This is a genomic window from Bradyrhizobium sp. CCGB20 (genome assembly GCF_024199855.1).
Classification (GTDB): Bacteria; Pseudomonadota; Alphaproteobacteria; order Rhizobiales; family Xanthobacteraceae; genus Bradyrhizobium.
In genome coordinates this window covers 8,667,696-8,692,880 of the sequence record NZ_JANADN010000001.1, presented here as the reverse complement: position 1 = coordinate 8,692,880, position 25,185 = coordinate 8,667,696, and the positions used below count along the sequence as shown (strand labels likewise).

Annotated in this window: 26 protein-coding genes and 1 tRNA gene; 16 read left to right on the top strand and 11 right to left on the bottom strand. The window is 65.6% G+C overall.

Going from position 1 to position 25,185, the window contains the following annotated elements; all coding sequences use genetic code 11:
- Positions 1–132: 132 nt before the first annotated feature.
- The 7 genes from NLM15_RS40950 to NLM15_RS40920 all read left to right on the top strand — a co-directional run bounded on the left by NLM15_RS40950 (position 133) and on the right by NLM15_RS40920 (position 5,911).
- Positions 133–510 (top strand): hypothetical protein, encoded by a 378-nt coding sequence (locus NLM15_RS40950; protein WP_254123641.1) that lies wholly within the window; start codon positions 133–135, stop codon positions 508–510.
- Between the two features lie 117 nt (positions 511–627).
- On the top strand, positions 628–1,032 hold the full coding sequence (gene hisE / locus NLM15_RS40945; RefSeq protein ID WP_254123639.1) for a phosphoribosyl-ATP diphosphatase: 405 nt from the start codon (positions 628–630) through the stop codon (positions 1,030–1,032).
- A gap of 133 nt (positions 1,033–1,165) precedes the next feature.
- Complete coding sequence (locus NLM15_RS40940; RefSeq protein ID WP_254123637.1) at positions 1,166–1,768, top strand: YqaA family protein; 603 nt, start codon at positions 1,166–1,168, stop codon at positions 1,766–1,768.
- A 46-nt stretch (positions 1,769–1,814) separates the two neighbouring features.
- On the top strand, positions 1,815–2,333 hold the full coding sequence (locus NLM15_RS40935) for a hypothetical protein (RefSeq protein ID WP_254123636.1): 519 nt from the start codon (positions 1,815–1,817) through the stop codon (positions 2,331–2,333).
- A 27-nt stretch (positions 2,334–2,360) separates the two neighbouring features.
- Positions 2,361–3,761 carry an aspartate ammonia-lyase gene (locus NLM15_RS40930; RefSeq protein ID WP_254123635.1) on the top strand — a complete coding sequence of 467 codons (1,401 nt, stop codon included), beginning with the start codon at positions 2,361–2,363 and terminating at the stop codon, positions 3,759–3,761.
- A 186-nt stretch (positions 3,762–3,947) separates the two neighbouring features.
- The gene (locus NLM15_RS40925; RefSeq protein ID WP_254123634.1) at positions 3,948–4,916 is read left to right on the top strand and encodes a nitronate monooxygenase family protein; all 969 of its coding nucleotides are present in this window, start codon (positions 3,948–3,950) and stop codon (positions 4,914–4,916) included.
- Between the two features lie 221 nt (positions 4,917–5,137).
- A complete protein-coding gene (locus NLM15_RS40920; RefSeq protein ID WP_254123633.1) occupies positions 5,138–5,911 on the top strand; it encodes a thioesterase family protein in 774 nt (257 codons plus the stop codon).
- A 417-nt stretch (positions 5,912–6,328) separates the two neighbouring features.
- Here NLM15_RS40920 and NLM15_RS40915 read toward each other — a convergent pair whose 3' ends face one another.
- Positions 6,329–7,891, bottom strand: coding sequence for an AMP-binding protein (locus NLM15_RS40915; protein ID WP_254123632.1), 1,563 nt, complete (start codon positions 7,889–7,891; stop codon positions 6,329–6,331).
- Between the two features lie 158 nt (positions 7,892–8,049).
- Between NLM15_RS40915 and NLM15_RS40910 the strand changes: the two genes are divergently transcribed.
- From NLM15_RS40910 to NLM15_RS40885, 6 genes are all read left to right on the top strand, one after another.
- On the top strand, positions 8,050–9,015 hold the full coding sequence (locus NLM15_RS40910) for a nitronate monooxygenase family protein (RefSeq protein WP_254123630.1): 966 nt from the start codon (positions 8,050–8,052) through the stop codon (positions 9,013–9,015).
- Between the two features lie 167 nt (positions 9,016–9,182).
- Entirely contained in the window at positions 9,183–9,431 is a 249-nt protein-coding gene (locus tag NLM15_RS40905) for a hypothetical protein (RefSeq protein WP_014491549.1), read from the top strand.
- 132 nt (positions 9,432–9,563) lie between these two features.
- Complete coding sequence (locus NLM15_RS40900) at positions 9,564–10,256, top strand: hypothetical protein (RefSeq protein ID WP_254123628.1); 693 nt, start codon at positions 9,564–9,566, stop codon at positions 10,254–10,256.
- Positions 10,257–10,342: 86 nt separating this feature from the next.
- Entirely contained in the window at positions 10,343–11,026 is a 684-nt protein-coding gene (locus NLM15_RS40895) for a hypothetical protein (protein ID WP_254123626.1), read from the top strand.
- A 351-nt stretch (positions 11,027–11,377) separates the two neighbouring features.
- Positions 11,378–11,845, top strand: coding sequence for a hypothetical protein (locus NLM15_RS40890; RefSeq protein WP_254123624.1), 468 nt, complete (start codon positions 11,378–11,380; stop codon positions 11,843–11,845).
- A 2-nt stretch (positions 11,846–11,847) separates the two neighbouring features.
- Complete coding sequence (locus tag NLM15_RS40885; protein ID WP_254123622.1) at positions 11,848–13,740, top strand: hypothetical protein; 1,893 nt, start codon at positions 11,848–11,850, stop codon at positions 13,738–13,740.
- 58 nt (positions 13,741–13,798) lie between these two features.
- Here NLM15_RS40885 and NLM15_RS40880 read toward each other — a convergent pair whose 3' ends face one another.
- Positions 13,799–14,023 carry a cysteine rich repeat-containing protein gene (locus NLM15_RS40880; protein WP_254123620.1) on the bottom strand — a complete coding sequence of 75 codons (225 nt, stop codon included), beginning with the start codon at positions 14,021–14,023 and terminating at the stop codon, positions 13,799–13,801.
- Positions 14,024–14,249: 226 nt separating this feature from the next.
- Here NLM15_RS40880 and NLM15_RS40875 point away from each other — a divergent pair, with 226 nt between their 5' ends.
- Positions 14,250–14,534 carry a hypothetical protein gene (locus NLM15_RS40875; protein WP_254123618.1) on the top strand — a complete coding sequence of 95 codons (285 nt, stop codon included), beginning with the start codon at positions 14,250–14,252 and terminating at the stop codon, positions 14,532–14,534.
- A 135-nt stretch (positions 14,535–14,669) separates the two neighbouring features.
- Here NLM15_RS40875 and NLM15_RS40870 read toward each other — a convergent pair whose 3' ends face one another.
- The 5 genes from NLM15_RS40870 to NLM15_RS40850 form a co-directional block, all read right to left on the bottom strand.
- Positions 14,670–16,574: a sensor histidine kinase gene (locus NLM15_RS40870; RefSeq protein ID WP_254123616.1), complete on the bottom strand. Its 1,905-nt coding sequence runs from the start codon at positions 16,572–16,574 to the stop codon at positions 14,670–14,672.
- Positions 16,571–17,254: a response regulator transcription factor gene (locus NLM15_RS40865; protein WP_254123614.1), complete on the bottom strand. Its 684-nt coding sequence runs from the start codon at positions 17,252–17,254 to the stop codon at positions 16,571–16,573. Before NLM15_RS40865 ends, NLM15_RS40870 begins: the two co-directional genes overlap by 4 nt.
- A gap of 78 nt (positions 17,255–17,332) precedes the next feature.
- Positions 17,333–20,050, bottom strand: a complete 2,718-nt coding sequence (locus NLM15_RS40860) for a DUF2235 domain-containing protein (protein ID WP_254123613.1) — start codon at positions 20,048–20,050, stop codon at positions 17,333–17,335.
- A 267-nt stretch (positions 20,051–20,317) separates the two neighbouring features.
- Positions 20,318–20,569 carry a GCG_CRPN prefix-to-repeats domain-containing protein gene (locus NLM15_RS40855; protein ID WP_375166917.1) on the bottom strand — a complete coding sequence of 84 codons (252 nt, stop codon included), beginning with the start codon at positions 20,567–20,569 and terminating at the stop codon, positions 20,318–20,320.
- 26 nt (positions 20,570–20,595) lie between these two features.
- The gene (locus NLM15_RS40850) at positions 20,596–20,838 is read right to left on the bottom strand and encodes a hypothetical protein (RefSeq protein WP_254123611.1); all 243 of its coding nucleotides are present in this window, start codon (positions 20,836–20,838) and stop codon (positions 20,596–20,598) included.
- Positions 20,839–21,133: 295 nt separating this feature from the next.
- On the opposite strand from NLM15_RS40850, the gene NLM15_RS40845 reads away from it, so the two are divergent.
- On the top strand, positions 21,134–22,093 hold the full coding sequence (locus NLM15_RS40845) for a helix-turn-helix transcriptional regulator (protein ID WP_254123609.1): 960 nt from the start codon (positions 21,134–21,136) through the stop codon (positions 22,091–22,093).
- A 136-nt stretch (positions 22,094–22,229) separates the two neighbouring features.
- Here NLM15_RS40845 and NLM15_RS40840 read toward each other — a convergent pair whose 3' ends face one another.
- The 3 genes from NLM15_RS40840 to NLM15_RS40830 all read right to left on the bottom strand — a co-directional run bounded on the left by NLM15_RS40840 (position 22,230) and on the right by NLM15_RS40830 (position 23,191).
- Positions 22,230–22,463, bottom strand: coding sequence for a hypothetical protein (locus NLM15_RS40840; protein ID WP_254123607.1), 234 nt, complete (start codon positions 22,461–22,463; stop codon positions 22,230–22,232).
- A gap of 155 nt (positions 22,464–22,618) precedes the next feature.
- Positions 22,619–22,921, bottom strand: coding sequence for a hypothetical protein (locus NLM15_RS40835; RefSeq protein ID WP_254123605.1), 303 nt, complete (start codon positions 22,919–22,921; stop codon positions 22,619–22,621).
- Positions 22,922–23,106: 185 nt separating this feature from the next.
- Positions 23,107–23,191: transfer RNA gene (locus NLM15_RS40830), tRNA-Leu, on the bottom strand.
- A 159-nt stretch (positions 23,192–23,350) separates the two neighbouring features.
- Between NLM15_RS40830 and NLM15_RS40825 the strand changes: the two genes are divergently transcribed.
- Positions 23,351–23,890, top strand: a complete 540-nt coding sequence (locus tag NLM15_RS40825) for a disulfide bond formation protein B (protein WP_254123603.1) — start codon at positions 23,351–23,353, stop codon at positions 23,888–23,890.
- A gap of 114 nt (positions 23,891–24,004) precedes the next feature.
- Here NLM15_RS40825 and NLM15_RS40820 read toward each other — a convergent pair whose 3' ends face one another.
- Positions 24,005–25,090, bottom strand: coding sequence for an AbrB family transcriptional regulator (locus NLM15_RS40820; RefSeq protein ID WP_254123602.1), 1,086 nt, complete (start codon positions 25,088–25,090; stop codon positions 24,005–24,007).
- Between the last annotated feature and the right edge of the window lie 95 nt (positions 25,091–25,185).

Sequence of the window (25,185 nt, the reverse complement as noted above, 5' to 3'; positions counted from 1 at the left end):
GCGGTTGCGGCATGATTACGCAACCCCGTTCAGCTTGTGTTGGGGTTGGGGAACCCAACATGGGATGCGGGTGTTTGAAAGACATGAGCCTGTCGTCAGGCACCATTCGAGGTCCCAAGGAGGGTCCAGGACATGTTTGACAGATTTTCCAGATTTGCGGGCCGTAAGGCCGTCCTTGCCACGGCCGCCGTGGTGGCGCTGACTGCGGTCGCCCCGACTGCCTCTTACGCAGGCGGCCGCCACTGGCATGGCGGCGGCGGGGCAGCCTTCGCCGGCGCCGCCATTGCGGGCGCCATCGGCACTGGCCTTGCGATCGCCGCGACCCGTGACGCCTACGCCTATGATTACGGCCCGGGGCCGGGCTACGGCTATTACGGTGGCCCTGTCTATTATAGCGCCCCCGCCTACGGCCCCTATTACGGTCCGGGCCCGAACTATCAGTATCAGCGCTATGGCGGCTCGGCTCCCTCCGAGCTCTGCGGCCAGGGCTACGCCCAGAACTGCTACTAGCTTTGGCTAGCAAGTCTTGACCATAACTGGCCGTCGCGCTTGCCGCGGCGGCCGGTTTTTTGCTTTTACTATCGAACGTTAACGCGCTCTCCATTGGTTTAGAGTAGTTTCCAGTACATGAGTGATTCGCTTGAGCGGCTATATCTGGCTGTGCTCGCGGCCAAGGATCTTGATCCGGCAACATCTCGTACGGCCCGGCTGTTTCAGCGTGGCCCCTCCAAAATGGCGAAGAAGCTGGCCGAAGAGGCCATCGAAGTCGTGATCGATGCGGTCAACGGCGACAGCGAGGCCGTGGTCCGGGAAAGCGCCGATCTGCTCTACAATCTCACTGTGCTCTGGGCTTCAGCCGGCGTGCGCCCTGAAGACGTCTGGCGCGAGATGTCGCGGCGGGAAGACATGCTCGGCATTGCCGAGAAGCTGCCGAAGTCGGAGATGAAACTGCCCAAAGTTGCGTCACCGCGTGTTGCCGCCAGGCGGCCAATTGTCGCGCTGGAAGGGCGCGTCGCGCGCAAGCGCCACTAAAGCGCGATGACATTGGAACGAAGCGTCATCGCGCTTTAGGTTATTGTTTGAGCGGGATCTTTTCGGAATACCGCGACACACTTTTCCGGATCACGCTAAAACGTCACAAACTCGCGATGGACAAATCCGTCCCATGGTGCTTCATCGCGGCGCCATGCTGAAACGTATCTACGATTGGTGCATCGACGCCGCCCACAAGCCCTACGCGCTCTGGATCATGGGAGCCGTGTCTTTCGCGGAAAGCTCGTTCTTTCCGGTCCCGCCGGACGTGATGCTGATCCCGATGTCGCTGGCGCGCCCGCAGCGCGCCTGGGTCTATGCGGCGATCTGCACCGTCACCTCGGTGCTCGGTGGCGTCCTTGGCTACGCCATCGGGGCGCTGCTGTTCGACTCGGTCGGTCACTGGCTGATCCAGGTCTATGGCCTCGGCGACAAGGTCGACGCTTTCCGCGCCTCCTATGCCGAGTGGGGCGCGGTGATCATCCTGCTCAAGGGTCTGACGCCGATCCCCTACAAGCTCGTCACCATCACCTCGGGCTTTGCTGGCTACAATCTCATCCTGTTCATCCTGTGCTCGATCGTCGCGCGCGGCGGACGCTTCTTCATCGTGGCGATCCTGCTCAACCGTTACGGCGACTGGATCCGGCACAAGCTCGAGGAGCATCTCGGCCTGTGGGTCACGCTCGGCGCCGTCGTGCTGGTGCTCGGCTTCGTGGTGGCGGTCAAGCTGATCTAAACCTCCGCGCTTTGCCGCTGCGGCGGGTTCGGCTACGGTTGCGGTCATGATGGTTCGATCCGGCAATCCGGTCCTGCGACTGGGGACGCTGACATTTGCGGTGCTTTGGCTCCTGCTCGGTGCTGGCGGGACCGGATGGCCGCAATCCGCGCCGCCGGCGCTTGGATTGCAGGAGCAGGGACCGCAGACCGCGCCGCCGCCCTCGACTCCCGCGCCGGAAAATCCCGGGCTGATCAACGAAATGGGCAAGCTGTTCGACAAGCTGCCCTCGATCCTGCCGCCGATCAAAAGCCCGAGCGAGACCATGAACGACCTGTCGCGGCTGGCGACGCCGTCGACCATGGTGTCGGGGCGTGTGGCCTGCCCCGCCTCGTCGAACGGCGCGCCCGATTGCAAGCAAGCCGCCGACCAGCTCTGCCAGAGCAAGGGCTACAAGGAAGGCAAGAGCCTGAACGCCGATTCCGCGGAAAAATGCTCGGCCAAGGTTCTGATCCCGGGCCGGCAGCGCAAACCGGATGACTGCCGCACCGATACCGTCGTTACCAGCGCGCTGTGCCAGAACTGAGGACGTCGCGCCAGCAAAGGAGCGCCCATGAGCCGCACTGAGCAGGACTTCCTCGGACAGCGTGAGATCGCCGACGACATCTACTACGGCGTCCAGACCATCCGCGGGAAGGAGAACTTCCACATCACCGGCATTCCGATGAACCAGGAGCCTTACTTCGTGAAGGCGCTTGGTTACGTGAAGAAGGCCGCCGCCATGGCCAACCGTGATCTCGGCGCAATCGACGCCAGGGTGGCGGACGCGATCATCCTCGGATGCGACCGCGTCATCGCCGGCGACATGATGGACCAGTTCGTCACCGACTTCATCCAGGGCGGCGCCGGCACCTCCACCAACATGAATGCCAACGAGGTGATCGCCAATCTCGCGCTGGAATCGCTCGGCTTCGGCAAGGGCGACTACCAGCACGTCAGCCCGAACGATCACGTCAACTACGGCCAGTCGACCAACGACACCTATCCGACCGCCTTTCGCCTGGCGCTGATCCTGCGGCTCGAAAGCTACATGACGGCGCTGCGCCAGCTCCAGGAAGCCTTCTTCACCAAGGGCCGCGAGTTCGACCGCGTGCTGAAGATGGGACGCACGCATCTCCAGGACGCGGTGCCGATGTCGCTCGGCGCCGAATTCCGGGGATGGGGCACCACGATCGGCGAGGAGGTCGATCGCATCTCGGAGGCGCGTGCGCTGCTGCGCGAGATCAATCTCGGCGCCACCGCGATCGGCACCTCCGTCACCGCGGCGGTCGGCTATCCCAAGCTCGCGGTCCGGCATTTGAGCGCGCTGACCGGCGTCGACTTCATCCTCGCCGGCGATCTCGTCGAGGCGACCTCGGACACCGGCGCCTATGTGCAGCTCTCCGGCGTGCTCAAGCGCACGGCGAGCAAGCTGACGAAGATCTGCAACGACATCCGCCTGCTGGCCTCCGGCCCGCGCGCCGGCTTCAACGAGATCAACCTGCCGCAGCTCCAGCCGGGCTCGTCGATCATGCCGGGCAAGGTCAATCCCGTGATCCCCGAGGTCGTCAACCAGACCAGCTTCCTCGTCATTGGCCTCGACACCACCGTGACGTTGGCTGCAAGCGCCGGCCAGCTTCAGCTCAACGTGATGGAGCCGGTGATCTCGTTCGCGCTGTTCTTCTCGATCCGCACCATGGAGCGCGCGGTCAACAGCCTGCGCGAGAACTGCGTGCTCGGCATCACCGCCAACGAGGAGCACACCCGCAACATGGTGCTGAACTCGCTCGGTATCGTGACGGTGCTGAAGCCGCTGCTCGGCTACAAGCAATGCGCCGAGATCGCGCGCGAGGGCTACAAGAGCGGCAAGTCGTTGCACCAGATCGTGGTGGTCGAGCGCAAGCTGCTGACACAGGAGAAATGGGACGAGATGTTTTCGTTCGAGCGGCTGATCAATCCGGATTTGATCGGGTAGGATCGCTGTCATTCGGGCTCGGCGCTGCGCGTCGCGCCGGAATGACAGAGAAGGAATTCCGCGCGTTGGAATTGCGGTAACGACGTCCGGTCCGGCGTCAAAACGCAATACTTGACAGTGGAAAGATTGCCTTGTTGGTATGGTCCCCAACCTTCAATTTGTCGGCCAATAGAGGATCGTTCCGCAATGTCCATGCCTGCCTTGTTCAAGGGACGCCTGTCGATCCCCGTGATCGGTTCGCCGCTCTTCATCATCTCGGTGCCCGATCTCGTGATCGCGCAGTGCAAGGCCGGTGTGGTCGGCTCGTTTCCGTCGCTGAACGCGCGGCCGCCGGAGCTGCTCGACGAATGGCTGGCGCGGATCACCGAAGAGCTCGCGGCCTATGACCGGGCCCATCCCGACAAGCCGTCGGCGCCGTTCGCGGTGAACCAGATCGTGCACAAGTCCAACAACCGGCTCGATCACGACATGCAGCTCTGCGCCAAGTACAAGGTGCCGATGATCATCTCGTCGCTCGGCGCGCGCGAGGAGCTCAATCAGGCCGTGCACGGCTGGGGCGGCATCGTCTTCCACGACGTGATCAACCAGAAATTCGCTCACAAGGCGATCGAGAAGGGCGCCGATGGCCTGATCCTGGTCGCGGCCGGCGCCGGCGGCCATGCCGGTACCATCTCGCCGCTGGCCTTCGTCGCCGAGACGCGAAAGTGGTTCGACGGCCCGATCGCGCTGTCGGGCGCCATCGGCAACGGCAAGGCGATCCGTGCCGCGCGCATCCTCGGTGCCGACTTCGCCTATATCGGCTCGGCCTTCATCGCCACCAAGGAAGCCAACGCGGTCGACAATTACAAGGAGATGATCGCGGGCTCGACGGCCGACGACATCGTCTATTCCAACCTCTTCACCGGCGTGCACGGTAACTATCTGAAACCTTCGATCCTCGCCGCCGGCATGGATCCGGAAAATCTGCCGACGTCCGATCCGTCCAAGATGAACTTCGGCACGGATGCCTCCGGCGAGCGCGCCAAGCCGAAGGCCTGGAAGGAGATCTGGGGTTCGGGCCAGGGCATCGGCAGCGTCGAGGGCATCGTCCCCGCCGCCGAATTGATCGCGCGCTTCAAGAAGGAATACGACGAAGCGATCGATCCGCCGTTGTGATCGCTCTCGTAGCCGTCGTCCCGGACAAGCGCAGCGAAGCGGAGCGCCGATCCGGGACCCCCGCGCGAGCGCCTGCGCTCGTCGCGCTAGCCACAGGAAGTAGTTCGATGAAGACTCGCGGTTGCCAGCTTGCGCAACAACTTCTCCCTGTGGTTATGGGTCCCGGCGTTCGCCGGGACGACACTTTTTTCTGAGCTCCGAATGTGCTCCACGGAGAAACGATGACCGCCATCTACCGCGTCGACGGCAACAATGTCGTTACCAGCCCTGATGCCGCCGGCCCCTGGGACCGGCGCATGCAGCACGGCTCGGCGCCGGCTTCGCTGGTGACGTGGGCGGCCGAACGGATTCCGACGCCTGTCCCGATGGACATCGCGCGCGTCACCATCGATCTGATGCGCCCGGTCCCGGTGGCGCCGCTGACGATCGCGACCGAGGTATTGCGCGAGGGTCGCAAGATCCAGCTCTGCGAAATCAAGCTGCTCGCGGACGGCTTTCAGGTCGTCGGTGCCACCGTTCTCAAGATCAAGCGGCAGGCGTTGACGCTGCCGGACGGCGTCGAGGAGCTCCTGGTCACGCTGCCGTCACCGGAGGACTCCCTCGTCGAGGACGGTCACGCCGCCACCAGCCCGTTCGTGCGCTCGGTCTCGATGCGGGCCGCCCGCGGTCGCTTCGGTCAGGCCGGCGCCGGCGCGATCTGGTTTCGCGTCGACAGTCCGCTGATCGAAGGCGAGGCGGTCTCCCAGGCGATGCGCGCCGTGGTCGCCGCCGACTTTTCCAACGGCACCGCCTCGACGCTCGACTTCCGTGCCTGGACCTACATCAATGCCGACCTCACCGTGAACCTGTCGCGCCAGCCGGTCGGCGAGTGGATTCTGCTCGACGGCGAATCCTGGATCGGCCCAGACGGTGCCGGGCTCGCGATGTCGCGGCTCGCGGACAGGCAGGGCTACTTTGGCCGCGCGGTGCAGAGCCTGGTGATCGAGAAGCGGTGAGCGTGACGGCGGGTGCCGCGATCGCTCCTTGGGCCGATTGAACGGCAGGCTTCCGCCGCCGCGGAAGGGACGCTTGGCCACGAGCTTCCTGTCCGGAAGTCTCTTGTTTGACGCGGCATCCTGCCTGTTCACATACCGTAGAAGATCTTGATCTCCCACAGCACCACGATGATAGCCGTGATCAACGTGACCGCGGCCACTGCACTTTCCAGGGAAGCGACTCTCATTCTACTCTCCGCTTCCCAGCCCCGTTATCGGTCTAGTTGATTCGTTGATTCGCCCGCAATTGCGCGGACGGCGCGCCTGAAAAGTCCCTTGCGCGCTGTTGTTCGCGGGCCACAGCGACACCGTAAAACCCCGGTGTCGGATACGGGAAGCCGTGCGGCGCTGCGTGCCACAGGTTGCAGATCGAGATGACTACCCCACCATCCGGTCCCGTCCGCTCCAGAAGCCTGCGCGCAGTAACTTCTTGTCGACCTTGCCCACGCCGGTCATCGGCAGCTGCTTGACGAACTGGATCTGCTTTGGCGCATGTGCCGAGCCTTTTCGCCTTTTCACCAGATCGATCAGCTCGTCTTCGTCGGGTTTCGCGCCCTCGCGCGGCACGACGATGGCGGTGACGGCTTCGCCCCATTTCTCGTCGGGAATGCCGACGACCGCGACCATCGCAACGTCCGCATGCTGCGACAGCACGTCCTCGACCTCGCGCGGAAAAATGTTGAAGCCGCCGGAGACGATCATGTCCTTCTTGCGGTCGAGGATGAACATGTAGCCGCGCTCGTCCTTGCGCGCGATGTCGCCGGTGTGGACCCAGCCATTCTTCAGCGTCTCGGCGGTGATGTCAGGCCGCTTCCAGTATTCGGCCATGACATGCGGGGCGCGCACGCAGATCTCGCCGGCCTCGCCCGTATTCACTTCCTGGTCGTTGTCGTCGAGGATCCTGACCTCGCAGGCCGAGATCGGGAAGCCGCAGGACAGGAACAGCTCCGGCGTCTTTGGATCATGATCCGCCTTGCGCAGCACCGAGACCGGATAGCATTCGGTCTGGCCGTAGAGCTGCGAGAACACCGGCCCGATCCGCTCGATGCCCTCGATCAGCCGGCTCGGCGACATCGCGGAGGCGCCGTAGAGCACGAGCTCGAGCGAGGAGAGATCGGTCTTGCCCAACGCGGGATGATCGAGCAGCACATAGATCATGGTCGGTACGAACAGCGTGAAGTTGATGCGCTCGCGCGCGATGGTCGCCAGCACGGCCTCTGGATCGAAACCCTTCAGCATGTGCACGGTGCCGCCGCGCATCAGTGTCGGGAGCACCTTCGTGCCCGCGACGTGGCTGATCGGCGCGACCGTCAGATAGCGCGCTTCTTCCGGGATTTCGAAGTCGGCGAGGATCGCGCCGGCGGCCCCGCTGTTTTCGCGGTGGTAGCGTAGCGCGCCCTTGGATTTGCCGGTCGTGCCGCCGGTGTAGTTCAGCGTGGCGAGATCGTCGGGGCGGGCGAGGCACAGCGCGCTGGCATGGCCTTCGATCTCGATCGCCTGCAACAGGTCGACACCGTAGTCGGCGGGGCCCATGGTGAAGACCGCTTTGAGCCGGCCCGCCTGCGCGGCGAGCTCGCCGCCGCGCTCGCGGAAGGCGGCTGCATCGACCACCAGCATTTCGGCCTCGGAATCCTCGAGCTGGAAGAGCTGGTCTCCTCGCGACCCCAAGGGATGCAGCCAGGTGATGCAAAGCCGGGATAATTGCGCGGCGACGCCGGCGCACCAGGTGTCGGCGCGGTTCGCGGTGAGAAAGGCGACGCGCGCGCCGGGCTGCAGTCCAAGCCGCATGAACACGCCCTGGATGCGTCCGATCAGGTCGATGGTGCCCTGATAGCTGAGCGATCCGCCGGGCCAGGCGAAGGCAGTGCGGCCGGGATAGCGCGACAGCGCGCGTAGCGTCTGCGCACAAGCCGGGAGCGATGCGTGGAGCGGATCGGACATTTGTTTCCTCGTTGCTTTGTCATCGGCTTCTGGCGTGCCAATGTTGCGTGCAACGCTAGCACAGAGAATGCGGGATGGAACGCCAAAGCCCGCATAGGGCGGCTTGGATGAAAGCAAGGCTTCGATGAAAGCAAGGCTTGGATGAAAGAGAGGCTTGGGTGACATCCGATCGACTGCACCACTTCCGCGATCGTCTCAGCCTGCCTTTGATCGCGGCGCCGATGTTTCTGGTGTCGGGCGTCGAGCTCATGGTCGCGGCCTGCCGCAACGGTGTGATCGGCAGCTTCCCCACCGTGAATTGCCGCAGCACGGAACAACTCGATGCGTGGCTCATCGAGATCGAAGCGCGGTTGCGGCAGCATGAGGATCAAGCCGGCCGCGAGGCCGCGCCGCTCTGTCCGAACCTGATCGTGCATCGCTCCAACGCGCGGCTGGAGCAGGATCTCGCCGTGCTGCTGCGACACAAGCCGGAGATCGTCATCACCTCGGTCGGATCGCCCGCGCCGGTGCTGAAGCCGCTGCATGAGGCCGGCGCGCTGGTGCTGGCGGACGTGGCCTCGATCCGCCACGCCCAGCGCGCGGTGGAGGCCGGCGCCGACGGGCTCGTGCTGCTCACCGCGGGGGCAGGCGGGCAGACCGGCTGGCTCAATCCGTTCGCTTTCGTCCGCGCGGTGCGCGCGTTCTTTGACGGCATCATCGTGCTCGCCGGAGGCATCAGCGACGGCCATGCGCTGCACGCGGCCGAAGTGCTCGGCTGCGATCTCGCTTACATGGGCACGAAGTTCATCGCGACGCGCGAAAGCATGGCGGACGAGCGCCACAAGGACATGCTGGTCGGAAGCAGTGCCGACGACATCCTGCTCACCACCGCGTTCACGGGATTGCAGACCAGCATGCTGAAGCCGTCGATCGTGGCTGCCGGCCTCGATCCCGACGATCTGCCGGCACGCGGGGCGATCGACATCGGCAAGGACATCGACGTCAGCGCGCGCGAAAGCCGCCCGAAGCGCTGGCGCGATATTTGGAGCGGGGGGCACTCGACGTCGGGCGTGACCGACGTGATGGCGGTCGACGATCTCGTTGCACGGACACTCGCCGAGTATCGCGGTGCGATTGGGCGGTAGGCGCTTCCTTCACCTCGGACCGCTTGCGGGGGAGGGGAAAGGAGCAGCCGCCGCTCCCGATCACGGTTAATCGAGCCCTCTCCGCGCCCCCGCACTTAACGGCAGATTAACCAACGCCCGCCAAGAATCCCCTCACGGCCGCCAATCAGGACCGTGAGGGACAGGCGATGGACTTCGATTTTCTCAACAGCAAGACAGCCGCGACGCTGGACGAAATCCGGGTCCGCGTGGCCCATGCCCTGGCCCGTCACCCGCTGTGCCGCAACGTGCGCTTCGACATCGTCAGCGTTCCCCGCACCCGCCGGGGCGGCAACTGGACCGTGACGCTGCAATCGGTCGAGCCGCGCGCGGTCTGGGAAGCCTCCGAGATCGTCGCCGACATCCAGGATGCCTACGATCTGGCGCTAGCTGCCTGATTTTCTTCAGGTTTCCGGGTCATGTCGCCGCAGTCCGCGCGATTGTCACTACGCCGGCACCGTTAAGCCTTAATTACCGCCCAGTTTCCGGGCACTGATCACGTGGACTTGAAGTTGGGCGCGGAGAGACGTTTGTCCAAAGCCATCACCATCGTCGTGTTGACCTGTTTCCTCGTCCTCGGCGCCGCCACCACCGCTATTCTCGGCCGCGACAGCGTGCCCAGTGTCAGCGCCGAGATGATCTCGCAGGCCCCGCCGAAGCCGCTCGCCACCAACCGCGCCGCCAAGGCCGACCGTCTGGTTCCGACGCTGGCGCTGGCTTCGGCCGCGATCGAGCCGGTTCAGGTGCCCGCGGACAAGCTTTCGCAGACGCCGGTGCTGACCGAGCCGCTGCGCCAGGCCTTTGCCGCCGCCACGCCTTCCGATTTCCCGATGACCAAGGCAACTTCGCATGAAGCGCCTGCCGCGATCGAGGCTCCGGCCAAGCCGAAGGTCGTCGCCAAGCCGCAGCCGCAGAAATCCTATTCGCTGCTCTCCGACGTGCAGATCGCGGGCATCAGGGATCGCCTGAAACTGTCGTCGTCGCAGGAATATTATTGGCCCTCGGTCGAGACCGCGCTGCGCAACGTCGTCCGCAAGATCTCCGCAAACAAGCTCTCCAATCCGAACGCTCCGGGCGTGCCGATCGATCCGAATTGCGACGAGGTCCAGCAGTTGAAGTCGGCGGCGATGCCGCTCCTGTTCCAGCTGCGTGAGGATCAGAAGGAAGAAGTGCGCAAGCTCGCCCGCATCATCGGGCTGGAGAAGGTCGCGCAGCAGATCTGACGCGGAAGTTCCTCCGGGAACCGCGCCGGTATCAGGAACATCCGGCAATCGACAAGCGTTGCCCGCTCCAAAGAGGGAGTGGACCAATGCGCGCCTCGACAGCCTATTTCGTCGGTGCCGGAACGATCATCGCGGCCATCGCCATTGGTCTCGGCGGCGGCATTGTCGCCGGCAATATCATGAATCCGGTCTCGCCCAGGCAGGGACCGGACACGAGCAAGATGGCGCAGCGTGCTGAAGCCGCCAAAACCGCGACGACGAACGCGCCGTCCGAGCGCCTGCAATATCTCACCGGCTCGCAAGCCTTCGGCGCCATGATCGCCGCGCCGGCGCAGGCCGAAGCCAAGCCTGAGGCCGCAAAGCACGATACGCAGGCCACCCAGGCGAAAGGCGAACCGCCGGCGCCGCAGCCCTCGCAAGCGGCCGCGGTGGAGCCGCCCAAGCCGGCACCGGCATCACCTCCGCAAGTCGCAAAACCTGCCGAGCAGCAGGCCTCGACGGAACAGCCAGCCTCAGCCGACAACGCCTATGCCAAGGCGAGGGATTCCGACGTGAGGCGCGCCGCGTCGGAACGGCGCCGCATGGAGCGCCGCGAGCGCTGGGCCGAGCGCCGGCACTACGATTCCCGCGAGCCGCGCGGCATGCGCGACCGCACCGATTGGGACGACGTCGCACGCAACATCCGCGAAGATTCCGATGCGCGCGATGTCGCCAGCCGTCCGCGCGGCGGCTTCCCGCAGATGAGGCTGTTCGGGCCTGACGACGATTAGCGCCCTTCCTCGCCGTCGCGCACGGGATCGTGAGCGCCGGTTCGTTCTACGGGCGCGCTTGCCTCGAATTTCAACTTCCAGACGATCTTCATTCAATGCATGATTGACGCAGCCAGCCAAAGGCCGCGTCATGGGCGTAGCGCTGTTAGCTTGGAGCTTGTTCGGGCCGGACGGCGAAAGCGTCAGCGCGCCTGTTGACGGAGCCGGCGCACCCCGGCTGATCGAGCTTCCAGTGCGACATGCGCGGGATCCCGGCTTCACCGCGCTGCAATTGCCGTCGAAGGCGGACGGCGGCGCGGCCTTCTCGATTGATCTCACTTGTCTCGCATTGCAAACCTTTTGGAGGTCGCGATGTCATTGCATCTGTTGTGGACGTCCGCGGACAGTCTCATCGCGGCCTTCGCGCTCGCATTCATCGTTTCGCGACGGCATGTGCTGCCACTCGTCTTGATGTTCGGCGTTTGCGATGCGCTGGGCTCCGCGCTCGGCGTCGCCATGCCGGTCGCGGGCGGGCTCGCCGCGATCCTGTTGATCGCGTGCGGTGCATCGCTGCTGGTGCGTCACCCCATCGCGCAACGCCTTTTGAATGCGCCGGGCTGGTTCTATGTGCTGCCACCGCTGCTGGCGATCGACAATTTCGTGTTGCACTCAGCTGATGCGCCGGCCGTTGCCGCGCTGTCGAGTGCGATCATGGCCGCCCTCGGTTTTGCCTGCGGAGCCGTCGTGTCGAGCGCGTGGCGCGCAGGCTTGTACGACGTACGACGGCTTGCAGCGGCTTGCCTGATTGCGGCCGGAAGCCTCCTCGCCTGGGGGGCCTGACCATGGTCGCCTCCGTCACGACCCGCAGCTACGATCGTGCCCGGACCGGTGCGAACAATTCCGAGACGGTGCTGACGGCGACCGCCGTCCGCACCAGGGGCATCGTCAAACTCTTCAGCCTTCCGATTCCCGACGATCCCAGGCTCGAGGCGCAGCCGCTGGCCGTCGGCGGCGTCCACACCGCCGATGGCAAGACCCGCGACCTGATTTTCCAGGCCAGCATGGGCAATTGGGTCTATGCATTTGACGCTGTGAGCGGCGAGAGGATCTGGGCGACGAACCTCGGACGTCCCATCGTCGGAACGAGGGCCATCGACGGCCACTTGACCAACATTCATTGGGGCATTCTCTCGACGCCTGTGATCGACGAGGGGGCGGGTATTCTCTATGCGTGCGCCTGGATCAGTGACGACGGCAGCGCCGCCAGGGGACAGCATTTCCTCGCCGCGCTGCGGATCCGCGACGGCTCGAAGGTGCACGGCCTCCTGAACCTGGAGGGCGCGGTCTACACGCCGCCGAACGGACTGCCGGTGCAGAAATTCGTCTCGGCCCAGCGCAAGCAGCGCAGCGCCTTGACGTTGATGCAGAACCACGTGCTGATCCCCTTCGGCACGATCGCCGAGACGTCGAAGACGGCGCGCGGCTGGCTGCTCGCGGTCGACGTCCAGGCCTGGCGGCTCGCTGCGTCGTGGTGCTCCACCGTCACCGGCTCCGGCGGCGGGCTGTGGCACAGCGGGGCCGGTCCGGCCGTCGCGCCCGACGGTTCAATCTACGTCATCACCGGCAACGGAGCGTTCTCGCCGCAGCATGGCGATTTCGGCGAGAGCATCGTGCGGCTCGCCTTGCACACCGGAGACCATGCGCATTTCGAGGTCGTGTCGTGGTGGGCGCCATGGACCGACGCCAACCGCGTCGGCGCGGCCGCGGTCGCGGCAGCCGGCGCCGATGACGACGATGACGAACCGGCGTTGCCGTCCAACGTTTACCTGCCCTCCGTGATCGCGCATGCCAGACGCATGGGAATGCCGCTGAAGCCTCGCCATGCGCGCGAGATGCCGCATGTCGCGGTTACCGCAAGTCGCACGGCAATTGATGCGCAGATCGCGCCAATCGTGGCGCATCACATGGAGGCGGTGAACGAGTCGATGTGGGGCGACCAGGATTTCGGCTCCGGTGGTCCGGTCTATGTCGCCTCCGCCCATGCCATTCTGGCCGCCGGCAAGGACGGCATCCTCTACACCGGCAATGCCAATGCGCTCGGCAAGACGCAACCGGGCGAACTCGTGGCCGGCCATTTCGCAGCGAACTACGACAAGCTTCGCATGCCGCCGATCCTGTACACCTATTTCGATCCTGGCGTACCGCCGGCGCCGGCCTCACCGATGGAGCTGAATCTGTTTCCCGGCGGCGCGACGCGGCATCTGCATGGCACGCCGTTGCTGTTCCAGTCCGCCGTCCACGGCACCATGCATTTCGTCGGCGGCGAGAACAGCGCCTTGCGGGCTTGGTTGATCGCGGCCGATGGGAAAACGACCTATCTCGCCGGAGGCAACGAGATCGCCTCGCCGCAATCGCCGCGTCCGCCGGGCGGCATGCCGGGCTGGAGCATCACTCTTGCCGCGAACAACGGCACTGATGGCATCGTCGTGGCGATGGTGCCCTATCAGGACAGCAACATGATCCTCAGCCCGGGCCGCTTCCTGGTCTATGACGCGCAGAATTTCGCCACCAATCCGGATGGCTCCAAGCGGCTTCAGGTGATCTGGGACAGCGAGAACTGGGGGCCCGAGCACGCCTTCATGCATCCGAAGTTCAACCGTCCGATCGTCTGGAAAGGCCGCATCTATCGCCCGACCTATGACGGCCGCATCGACGTCTATGGCCTGACGCATTAGCGCCGGACGCGATTTTTCCGGGACGCGCCAACGGCGCGAGCCCGGAATGACGGCTTGCTCACCCGCCGTGCGACTCCACCACCTTGCGGCAGGCGTCCGAGAGCTTGGTCTTGTTCTCGCGCAGGCAGGCATTCATCTGCGGCGGCTTGCCGATATGTTCGGCGCAGAATTTGCCGGCGTCGCTGCGGCAGGCCATCTGCTCCTGCGGCGTCGGACCGGATTGCGCGGCGGCGGGCAGGGTGGCGGCAGCGAGCAGCAGCGCGGCAAGAACTGAAGTTTTCATGAAGCACCTCGTTGGGATTGTGAATGGTCCCGCTGGGATCGGGTGAGCCGGACCATCTCGCGGGGGCCCATGGCCGGTCCATGCCATGTTCATGGCATCGGCCCTGCCGCCGCCCCCCCATCTTCATGGCATGTATCTGCGCGCCGCCTTTTGCCATTCAGGCTGCACGTCGGCTGCGAGACCCGGTGATTGCATCGGGGCGCCGAACGGGAAGCAGGAGAGCAAGATGTCGAAGAACGTGGGAGCGCTGAGCGCCGGGCTGACAGTCATGATGCTCGCGGGTGCGGCAATGGTGTCGCTGGGCACGAGCCCGGCGCAGGCGGTGGTCTATTGCAAGACGGTCGGCGTGCCCAAGGGCTGCGTGGTGCGGCCGACCGCGGCAGTCGTGGTTGGCGCACCGGTCGCAGCAGCGGCGGTGGCAACGCCGGGCATCGGTGCGCCCGGTGTCGGCGTTCGCGCGGGAACGCCGATGAATCGCGGCGGTCCGGTCAATCGTGTCGGCGTGCGCTGACGATCTCGTTCGATTGAGTTGATTGCATCGCTTCGGGCGACGGAGTCTTGCGGACGAACCCCCCGTCCTCCGCATGACAATAATCCGGCCCGTTCCCTCTCTCCGCGCGTCCCACACGTTCGGGGAGGGGGCTTTTCAGCCGGTGGCGGCGTCGCTGTCCGGAAAGACCTGCGGCAATTGCAGCCGCACACGCGTCCCCGAGAAATCCGAGTTCAGCTCGAACGCGGCCCCGCAGCGTGCGGCACGGCTTTTCATGTTGCGCAGGCCCCGCGCGGTCTGACTTGTGGCCTCGCCGGCGAGCGCAAACCCCTTGCCGTCGTCCGCAACGCTGATCACGCCACACGCCCCCTGCCCATCGTCGATGGTCTCGATGGTCACCGCGATGTGGCGTGCCTGCGCGTGCTTGACCGCATTGGTGACGGCCTCGTCGAGGATGCGGACGATCTGGATGACGTGCCATGGCCGCAGCTCAGGATGCAGCGGCAGGCCCTGCGGTGTGGCCACGCGCCAGTCGAGCGCGATGTCGTGCGGGCGCAATTGTGCCGCCGCGCGCCCGCGCCAGGAGCCGAGCGCAAGCATCAGGTCGCCGCCAATGTCGTCCATGGAATCGATGACGAGGCGCAGGTCCTTCAAGGCGGCGCGCGCCGCGTCCGTGATGCTCGCGCCTTCATGGCCGCGCTCGGAGAGCGCGACGATGCTGACGAGCTGGCCGCCGAGGCCGTCATGGAGGTCCCGCATCAGCCGTGTGCGCTCGTTGGCGAGCGCCGCGGCCCGCGCACGCTCCTCCTCGCGGGCAAAGCTCGCCTTCAACCGCTCCTCGGCCTCGCGCACGCGCGTCACGAGCTGATTTGCAAAGCCGTCGACCTGGTTCAGCGCGCGGGCGAAGCGCCAGGTCAGCCCGGCGCCGATCGCGACCAGCATCGCTGAATAGGACAGTCGCGAGACGAAGATGCGCTCGTTGGTCATGATTTCGAACGCCGCCAGCATGTCGTGGACCCAGCAGGTCAGCACGATGGTCACCGCGCAGCCGAGCGTGAAGCTCGCCGCGTCCTGCCGCCGCACCACGGCGGCCGCGGTGACGCAGGCCATCAGGAACAGGCAGAGCCCGACCGTGGGGATGCCGAGCACCAGGAACAGAATGCGCGGCAGTGGTGGCCCCGCGATCAGTCCGACCACGAACACGACGAGCCCCGGCACGAACAGCAGCGTTCCGTAACGCGGCCAGCGCCAGCCGAAGAACAATACGCCGAAGGCGACGATCAAGGCGCTCTCGATCGGTGCGGATGCGAGCAGCACTGCGGCGAGCCGGGACACCGGCGCCGGCGGCACCGGCGGCGGCGAGAATGCCTGTACGACGCCGAGCACCATTGCCACGGCCAGCACGCCATAGACCGGCTCGCGGCGCCGCATCAGCCACATGATCGCGAGGATGACGGCGAGGATCGATTGCCAGGCGGAGAACGCCACCGGCAGCGTGACGAACAGCAGCGTGCGTGTCTCGTAGGACGGACGCAACGCGGTATCCGGTCCGACATAGACGGTGTCGAGAAAGCCCTTGAGCGGGCCCCAGACGAACAGCCGCACGGTGATCTCGTTGCTGCCGTCGTGCAGCAGCGAGGCGGGGATGAGCGCGATCTGCGGTGTGTTGCGGTCCGGGCGGTTGGCGTTGGCGTCGCGGCGGGAGTCGAGCACGACGACGCCGTTGACGGCGACCTCCACCGCGTTGCTGAAGCGCGGCAGGTACACGGACCATCCGGCGTTGGCGCTTCTGAACGTGAAGGTGCCGGTGTAGAGCGGGGGATCGACAAGCGAATAACGCGACGACGTGAAATGCGGCAGTGTCACGGGACGGCTCGCGCCGTCCTCCCGCAGCGAAAATCCGTTCAGCGCGAAGTCCTCGGGATCGCTGGGCTGGAGCAGCCGCAGTCCGAGGATGGTGGCGATCACGATCAAGACCTGCAGCAGCAGATAAGGCACGAGGCGCGAGCCAATCAGCCGGCGCCTGGTGCGCGTGGGTGCCTTCGCCGCAATCTCGCTCACAGCTTGATCAGGCCCTGCTGCACCGCCTCGAACACCGCTTCGCCGCGCGTGTGCACCTCGAGCTTGCGATAGATGTTCTTGATGTGGCCGGGCACGGTCTGCCTGGACAGGCCGAGATGACTCGCGATCTCGGCGTAGCTGAAGCCCTTGGCGATGCCCCAGAGAATGTCGATCTCGCGTGGGGTCAGTCTTGCGGTGTTGAGCACAGGGCCCGGCGGCGGCTCGGCCGAGCTCTGGGCGGCACCTTGCGTTCTGCGCACGATGAAACGGGCGATCGAGGCCGAGATCGGCGAATGGCCGGCGACCAGATCGCGTACGGTGGTGGCGATGTCGGTCGGGAAGGCATCCTTCAGCAGATAGCCGGTGGCGCCGACCGTGATCGCGGAGATCACGCTTTCCTCGTCGCCGAGTGCCGAGATCACCATGATCTCGGTGTCGGGAAAGCGCTGCCGGGTCTCGCGGATCAGCTCGACACCGTGGCCGTCGGGCAGCCGCAGGTCGGTCAGCAGCACACGCGGCGCGCCGCCGTTCAGGGCCTGACGCGCCTCACCGAGCGTGCCCGCGCTGCGCACCTCGTAGCCGGCCTTGACCAGCGCATCCTGGAGCCGCCAGCAGGTCGGCGCGTCGTCCTCGACGAGGAGGATGGTGATGGCCTCACCCGTCTCGCCCTGTTCGCTCATGGTCATCGTCCCGCACCGCGTGTCCCCCGCGGCGCAAGGCCAAGCTTAGCCGCAGCGCGGATGCCGCGACACCCATAATCATGGGGGCGGCAACGGCGCGGGGGGGTACTGCTTCGCCACGGCCGGTTTATCCGTCGGCATAGGCGGGCTCGGCAGTCGCTGCACGACGATGCGCGCGGTACCGGCATTGTTCTTGTAGAACTGCTCGTAGGGCCCCTGGACCACGCCCAGGGTCGGGTAAATCTGCACGGCGTCGTTGACGTAGAAGAACAGATCGCCGGCGTCTGGCGCGACGAATTCCGCCACCAGCCGCCCCGACAGTTTCTGATTTTCCCAGATCGTTTGCGCCGTGGGATCCTTCGGCACCGGGTCGAAGGGTCCGAGCTTGCTGACCGCGAGCTTGAGCGCATTGTCATCGGGAAGAGCCTCGAACTCCTTCGTCTTGTCGAGCCGGGTCGGATACCTGCCCTTGCGCTTGTCCGCATCGTTCTCGGCCGGAATGGTCGGATTCATCCGGCGCGGCAATTCGTCGGCCGGCATGACGTTGCCGGCCGCCAGCGGAATGTCGTTCATTCCCTTCGTGCCGACGCGCACCACGGGCTGGAACCATGCGGCGCCGAACTGACGGAGCGTCGGCAGGGCGAGATAATGGCGCACGAAATAGGTCTTGAAGCCATTCGTACCGCTCAAGATGGTGCGATCGAACCAGGGATCCTCGATCTCGACCCAGACGCGGTATTTGCGACCCTTCTCGACCGCAAGGCCGCTCCACCAGCAAAACTCCTTTGTCGCGAAGCGGCTGCGCGCATCGATCGGCTCGTCGAGCACCGGCGTCCCGGGCTCCGGCCCGGGGAGAGTGCAGATATTTCCGGTCGCGGTGCGGGCGGTAAAGACGCTGGTCGCACCAATGAGCAGCGCCGAGTAGAAGATGATGAGCAGGAAGATGCCGGGCAGAACGAACCTTGCGAAGAGAAGGCGCGCCGGCCCCGCATTCAGCCGCATCCATCGGGCGAAGCGGAGCAGCATGCCGGGCTCGTCGACATGCCGCCGGCTTGCCATGCGGTGTGGCCTGCTCCAGGCCAGCCGCGCGCGTTCCTGGATGGCGTCGCGCAGCACCGTGTTCCTGCGCCAGATCAGATAGGTGATGGCCAGAACGATCGAGGTGGCGAACGGGTAGTACAGCGTGATGTCGAGCCACGGCGCCGCATAGGATGGCAGGACGTTCCTGACGAGATTGGCCAGCGGACCCAGCACGCCGCCAACGAGCCAGTCGATGGTGGCGATGATTTTCAGCAGCATGGTGCCTTGCAGGCCACTGTCCTTCGACACACCGATCAGGCTGCTGGCGATCCAGGGCCAAACCACGATCACCCCGGCCATGACCAGCAGCGAGAAATAGGCGACGCGCCGCCACCACACGGTGTCGCGCGTGAGCCTGGCCATTTCGTCGCTGGGCGTGTTCATGCGGATGAAGGCTTCGGCCTCCGTCTCGCGCCGCGGGCCGGTGGCTTTGGCCAGATAGGCCTGTTTCATCGCTTCGCGGGTGCCGTCCTCGATCAGGTTCTGCTTGCTGCCGTCGGGCATCAGCACCAGCGAGTCCGCCGGCAGCATGATCGGCGCGTAGTCGTCGCAGCCGAACAGCATGCGCTCGATGACGGCGAAGTGCACGACCGGCAGCCCGCCATTGACCTGACCGGCGAGGATCGGGCGCGGGCCGTAGCGATAGAGCACCGCGGCGCCGCTGCGCGAATCGTGCTTCGGCCCGATCGCCGATTGGTATTCCCTGAAGTGCTCGATCTCGCCGTCCTGGAAGCGGAGCCGGCCGCCGAGCTGATCAGTCATCCAGACCAGCGGTACGAAGGACAGCGTGGAGTCCGGATAGCCGCCGCCGATGTCGGAATGCACGCCGGCGAACCACACCTCCTTGACCGTCTGGTCTGGCGCCAAATGGCTCTGGTCGATGCGCAGCGGATGGAAGGTGGTGCGCTCGTCGTCCAGCGCCAGCGCATGACAGATGTGCTTCACCTTGCGCGAGGGCCGGTGATTGCGGAACGAGATCGGCCAGATTGCCCAGTCGATCGCGACGCGCAGCTCCTCGATCGGGACGCCGTAGGCCTCGACCGTGTCGAACAGTCCCATGAATTCGATGTCGACGTCTTTGCGGCCGTTCATCGCCGCGCGGACATGGTCGTAGGAACGGTGCCCGCAGATCGCGTGATAGAGATAGAGCAGGGCATCACGGATGAGGCGCGCGATCCAGATCGTCGGCAGGCTCTTGTTCAATGGCACGGTGCCGCGGCGATACTCGCGCCACGCGGCCATGGCGTTGCGGTCCATCTCCGCATGCGACACCGGCGTGCCGCCGATCTCCGCCGGCACCAGTCCCTGGCTCGCGATCATGGCTGCCAGCGTGCGCGCGGTGAAGGCGCCGCGGCTGAAGCCGAAGATGTAGATCTCGTCGCCCTCGCGCCAGTTCCAGCACAGGAAGCGGTAGAGCTTGCGGACGTTGCCGGGCACGCCGATGCCGGTGGCGCCGTCGAGCGCGGCGAGCGGCGCCCAGCCCGCGGTGCCGACACCCTTGATGTAGTGGGCGATCTGGTCCGGCTGGGTGTGGTCGAGCGCTTCATAGAGACGCCACACGCTCGATTCCTGGGCGGTGAACGCGTTGCCCGTGCCGTCGGCGAACAGCACGAGCTTGCGCTTCGGCGGGGTGGTGGTCCCGTCGGCGCCTACATCGTCATGCGTGTGTTTGGGCTTGGCGGAATCGACATTCTGCTCGCCGTCATGGTGAGTCATGGAGCCCCTCCGGCAATCGACGGTGAAGCACTTCAGGCCGAAGCCGGGCAGCACTCCCCGATTTCAGTCAATGGTTGCGTCATGGAAATGAAGGTGCATTTTGTGCATAATCCCGCTGAGGTAGCAAGCGGGATCGCGCAGCCGTGGCACGACGTCGGGTGAAGGAGCGCGGAATTTCGTCTTGCTGGCGGCGTGTCGGACGGCCGGAGCAGCCGTCCCGGCGGTCGCCTCGCCCCAGCGAACGGGGAGAGGCGAAATGTTCAGCCTCTATTTGCCATTGCCGCGGCACGCGCCGCCGGGGCCGATATGGTAGCCGCGCGGGCAAGCATGTGCGGCCGGGTTGGCGTAGTTTCTCAGGCAGCCGCCATAGGGGCCGCGGTGCCAGCCGGGGCCGCAGCCGCCGGCGACTGCGATGACGTCGCCATTCGCGCCTGCGCCAAGCGGGGCGAGTGGCATGGCCTGGGCAGAGCCTGTGATCGCGCCGAGTGCGAGGGCTGCGGCAAACACGGTTCGCATCATGTCTTGTCCTCCCGAATGCCGTTGCTTCAATGGCCGGCGGCGAACGCGATGCCGGCGCGCACTTCGGCGATCGCCTGGTCGATCAACCCGATCGCCTTCTCGCGATGGCCGCCCTTGTTCGGCTCGGCCTTGCCGAGCTCGGCGCGGGCCGATTGCAGGATCGCGATGGCTTCGTCCATGTGCGGCTGCGCGCCGAGCGCGTAACCGATCGAGAGGCTGGTCGCGATGGCGCCGCCGAGCACGAGGCTGCGGGGTAGAGAGGTTCGCATGTCGTCGTCTCCTCCAGCGGGCGTCAGGCTGGGGCCGCCCGGTTGCCCGGATGCACTCCCATATGTGCTGGGATGCCGCATCCGCCGCCTGAATAGGGCCCGTCCGGGCGTGCCGTCTTGGACTATCCGGCGCCGACGGTGGTGCGGCTTGGACTGACCGGCGCAGCTTGATTCACGTTGGCGTGCTGATAGCCTGCTCTCGCCGGTATTCAGCGGTCGTTCATTTTTGCCTGACAGGTCACGGCACGTTTTCGCGCACGAGCTTTTCCCAGAAGTCCTTTTGGAAGTTCTTTCGATGTCCGTCATCAGGAAGGCGCTCTCGACCGACATGCTGCCGCAGGACCTGTCCGACCGGCAGCGCTTCATCCGCTTCGCCGAATTGTTCGAGCATTTCTCCAACACCGGCGAGCTCGATCCGGCGTCCGACGTGCCGTTTCGCGCCACGATGAACTCGATTCATATCGGCACCACCATGCTCGGACGCTGCGACGGCAGCTTCGTCACGGTCAGGCGCGAAAAGCGCCAGGTGCTCGAGACCGGCGACGACCGCTTTTGCCTCGCGCGCAACACCGGCGACCGCCCTTCGCAGGTGGTCCATCGCGGCCGCGAATTCACCATGCGGTCGGGATCGATGGTGCTGCTCAAGCTGGACGAGCCGTTCTTCGCCGCCGACGGCGCCAGCCACAAGCGCTTCACCAACGTGCATCTGCCGGTCGATACGCTGCGCGCGATGGTTGCCGACGTCGACGATCTCGTCGGCTGCGAGCTCGAACCCGGCGGCGCGCTGTCGCTGGCGATGGACTACAGCGATCTCCTGCTACGTCATTCGACGGCTGCTGACGAAGCCGGCATGGCCATCGCCGCGCATCTGCTCGACCTCGCGGCGATCGGTCTCGGTGCCCGCGGCGATATCGCCGCTGCGGCGCGACGCCGGGGCCTGCGCGGCGTGCGGCTCAAGGCCTTGCTGTCGATCCTCGAGGCGCGCTTCCACGAGTCGGATTTTTCCGCACAAAGACTCGCCGTCGCCGCCGGTCTCTCCGCACGTTACGTCAACGAGCTGTTGTTCGAGGCCGGCGCCAGCTTCACCACGCGCCTCAACGAGCTGCGCCTGCGCAAGGCCGCCGATCTTCTCGCTCATCGCGAAGGCCGCATCAGCGACATCGCCTTCGCCTGCGGCTTCAACGACCTCTCTTATTTCAACCGCAGCTTCCGCCGGAGGTTCGGCCTGACGCCGACGGCGGCACGGGGGAAGTGAGGGATCGCTTTTTGTGGTTTGTTCGTAGGGTGGGTTAGCCCTGCGGCTGCGCGAAGCGCAGTCCCGCTTGGCGTAACCCACCTCTTCTGTTCCCACGGATGGAGACAGTGGTGGGTTACGCTGACGCTAACCCACCCTACAAGACGTCAACCCTCGGCGGCGGATAGCGCCGTGCCAGTATCGACAGCGACAGATGCCGCTCGTCCTCCGGCAGCGCCAGAAAGGCCAGCACCTGCGGCCGCTTCCAGTCATCGATGCCGAAATCCATCGCCATCCATTTCTGCGGCTCGGGGCCTTCGAGGCCCCGGACCCAGACGAAATAGCGGGGGAGGTCGTCGGCGTCCGCTTCCGTCGTGCGTCTCCGGGCCATCAAGCTGCTCGCTGCATCAATACGCGCCGCCTCACGATATAGGTAGTCGCGTGGCGAAGTCGAACGCCTCGGGGGGCCCTGATGGTGAGCACGGGGCCGCTTACCGATACAGTAAGTCCGGGACACCGGTGCGAGGCGCGCGCAGCGCTGCCTTGTCACTGCCAGAGCTGGCTGTCCGCGACGCGATTGATGTCCGCAAGACGCCGGCTGGCATCGCCGTGGAGGTCGATGCTCTCAACCAGCGTCAGCAGGCGCTGATAGGCGCTGTCGGCAATTTCGACCGGCAATGGAGCCTCGTCAAACGCCTCGACATAGCTGCCGACGAGACCGCTGAGCAGGCGGCAAAGACCGCGCTGGGCGGGATCGTCCCGGCCGAGCGTGTCGAGCTTTTGCTGGAATGTCCGGAAGGTGCGCAGGCCGTGGTGTTGCTGGGAAAGCCACGTGTGCAGGTCGTTCATATGAGCTCCTTCGAGTTACAGAAGAAGCTACCGGTTTATACAGGTGGGATGTGACGATTGGAAGGTAGAGAGACGATCAAGCTTTGCTGAGGAGACAGTCCGTCTCCACCAAGACACTTCGCCGGACACGCTTTGCCCTTTCGGTCCGGCGTGGCCGCGCCACGCGAAACCCAAAGGGCGAAGCGTGGTGCCCCTGGCCGGAATCGAACCAGCACTCCTTGCGGAACTCGATTTTGAGTCGAGCGCGTCTACCAGTTCCGCCACAGGGGCCCTCGGTCGGCCCCACGGATGGGGGCGTCGCGAAGCCGGCGGACTATAGCCATGGACAGGGCGGGGTCAACCCGCGCCAAAGTGATCCCGGCCGTTCTCGACAGCCGCCTGGGCCGGGTTTAGAGGCTTAAGAAAGCGACCGATCCAGAAGAGGCTGCCGTGACGACCCAGAGTGACGCGATACCTGCGTTCAGGCCTGCTGCGACCGGTCCTGCGCTGACCGCCTCGCTTCTCGTCACGCTGATTGCCGCCGCGACCATCGCGGGCGCCTGGTTCTTCCAGCTCGTGCTGGAGATCCTGCCCTGTCCGCTGTGTCTGGAGCAGCGCTACGCCTATTATCTTGCGATCCCGGTCGGTGCGCTCACGGCGCTCGCGGCGCGGAGTGGCGCGCCGCGGCCGCTGCTGCTCGCCGGCCTAGCGATCCTCGCGCTGGCGGCGCTCGCCAATGCCGGGCTCGGCACCTACCACTCCGGCGTCGAATGGGGGTTTTGGAAGGGACCGACCGATTGCTCGGGCCCCGTCGTCAATCTCGGCAGCGCCAATGATCTGCTCTCGCGGCTCGACACCGTGAAGGTGGTCCGTTGCGACGAGGTGCAGTGGCGCTTCCTCGGCCTCTCGCTCGCCGGCTACAACGTGCTGATCTCGCTGTTGATGACGGCGATTGCCGCGTGGGGATTTGTGGCGACGGCGAAGCGCTAGCTCAGATGCCGTAGGGTGGGCAAAGCGCAGCGTGCCCACCATTCCTAGCGACAATGCGGTTGCATGGTGGGCACGGCGCTGACGCGCCTTAGCCCACCCGGAAGCTATGCCTCCTCAATCGTCCACATCGTCCTGGGTGCGGCCGAACAGGTGCACGATGCCCGGTGTCGCGATCGTCACGAACACGAAGCGCGACAGATGATGGGCGCCGACGAAGATCGGGTCGATGTGCAGCGTCAGGGCCAGCGCCAGCATCGCATCCATCGCGCCCGGCGCGAAGGCGACGACGACGTCCGAGAGTTTCACTTGGGTGGTCAGCGCGACGATGCCGACGAAGATCGCCGACACCGCGATGGCCACGGCAAACGAGCCCAGCGCCGCATTGATGTGTCCGGCGAGCGTCTTGATCCGCATCCGCGCGAAGCGGCTGCCGATCAGCGCGCCAATGCCGATCAGGGCCACGCCGCGCACCCAGTTCGGCAGGCCGCCCTCGACCCAGTCGGCGCCGTGCAACACGCTGGAGCCGATCATCGCGCCGAACATCCAGCTCGCCGGAAACTTGATCAGCCGCAGCAGCAGCGCCGCAGCGAGCGAGGCTGCGACCAGCATCGCAAGGTCGAGCGGCGAGGCGATCGCCGTCGTCAGCGATGGCGCCGCGGAGGGCGCGACCCCCGCGATCGCCAGCACCATCGGCAGCGCCGCGGTGAGGATGATGACGCGCATGGTCTGCACCACCGCGATGCCCGGCAGGTCGGCGCCGCGCTCGACCGCCAAAATCGTGATCTGCGACAGGGCGCCGGGGCTGCCGGCGAGGAAGGCCGAGGTGCGGTCCCAGCCGTGGATGCGCTGGAGGTAATAGCTCGAACCGAAGGTCGAGCAGAAGGTCGCGAGCGCAAGCAGGCCGATGGTGAGGGGATAGGCACTGACCTGTTGAAGCAGGTGGCGCGAGACGACCGAGCCCAGCGAAATGCCGAGCAGCACCAGCACGGTCTGGGTCAGGATCGGCGGCAGCGTGAGCTTGCGTCCGGCGATCGCGGCGATTCCGACCGCGATCATCGAGCCCGAGATCAGCCCGCCTGGAAGGCCCGCAAGCAAAAACGCCAGTCCGCCCGCGGTGCCGATGACGAGCGTCTCCACCGTGCTCAAGATCTCGGCACGGCTCGGCCATTCGAACGGCAGGGAGGCGGTGATTTGCTTCACGCCACCTTATCGCAAATCAGCGAGAGGCGCACAATTGCAGGCTCGTCATGCCGCAATGCGCGCGCCTCTCACGGATGCTCGAAAGCCGTATTGTG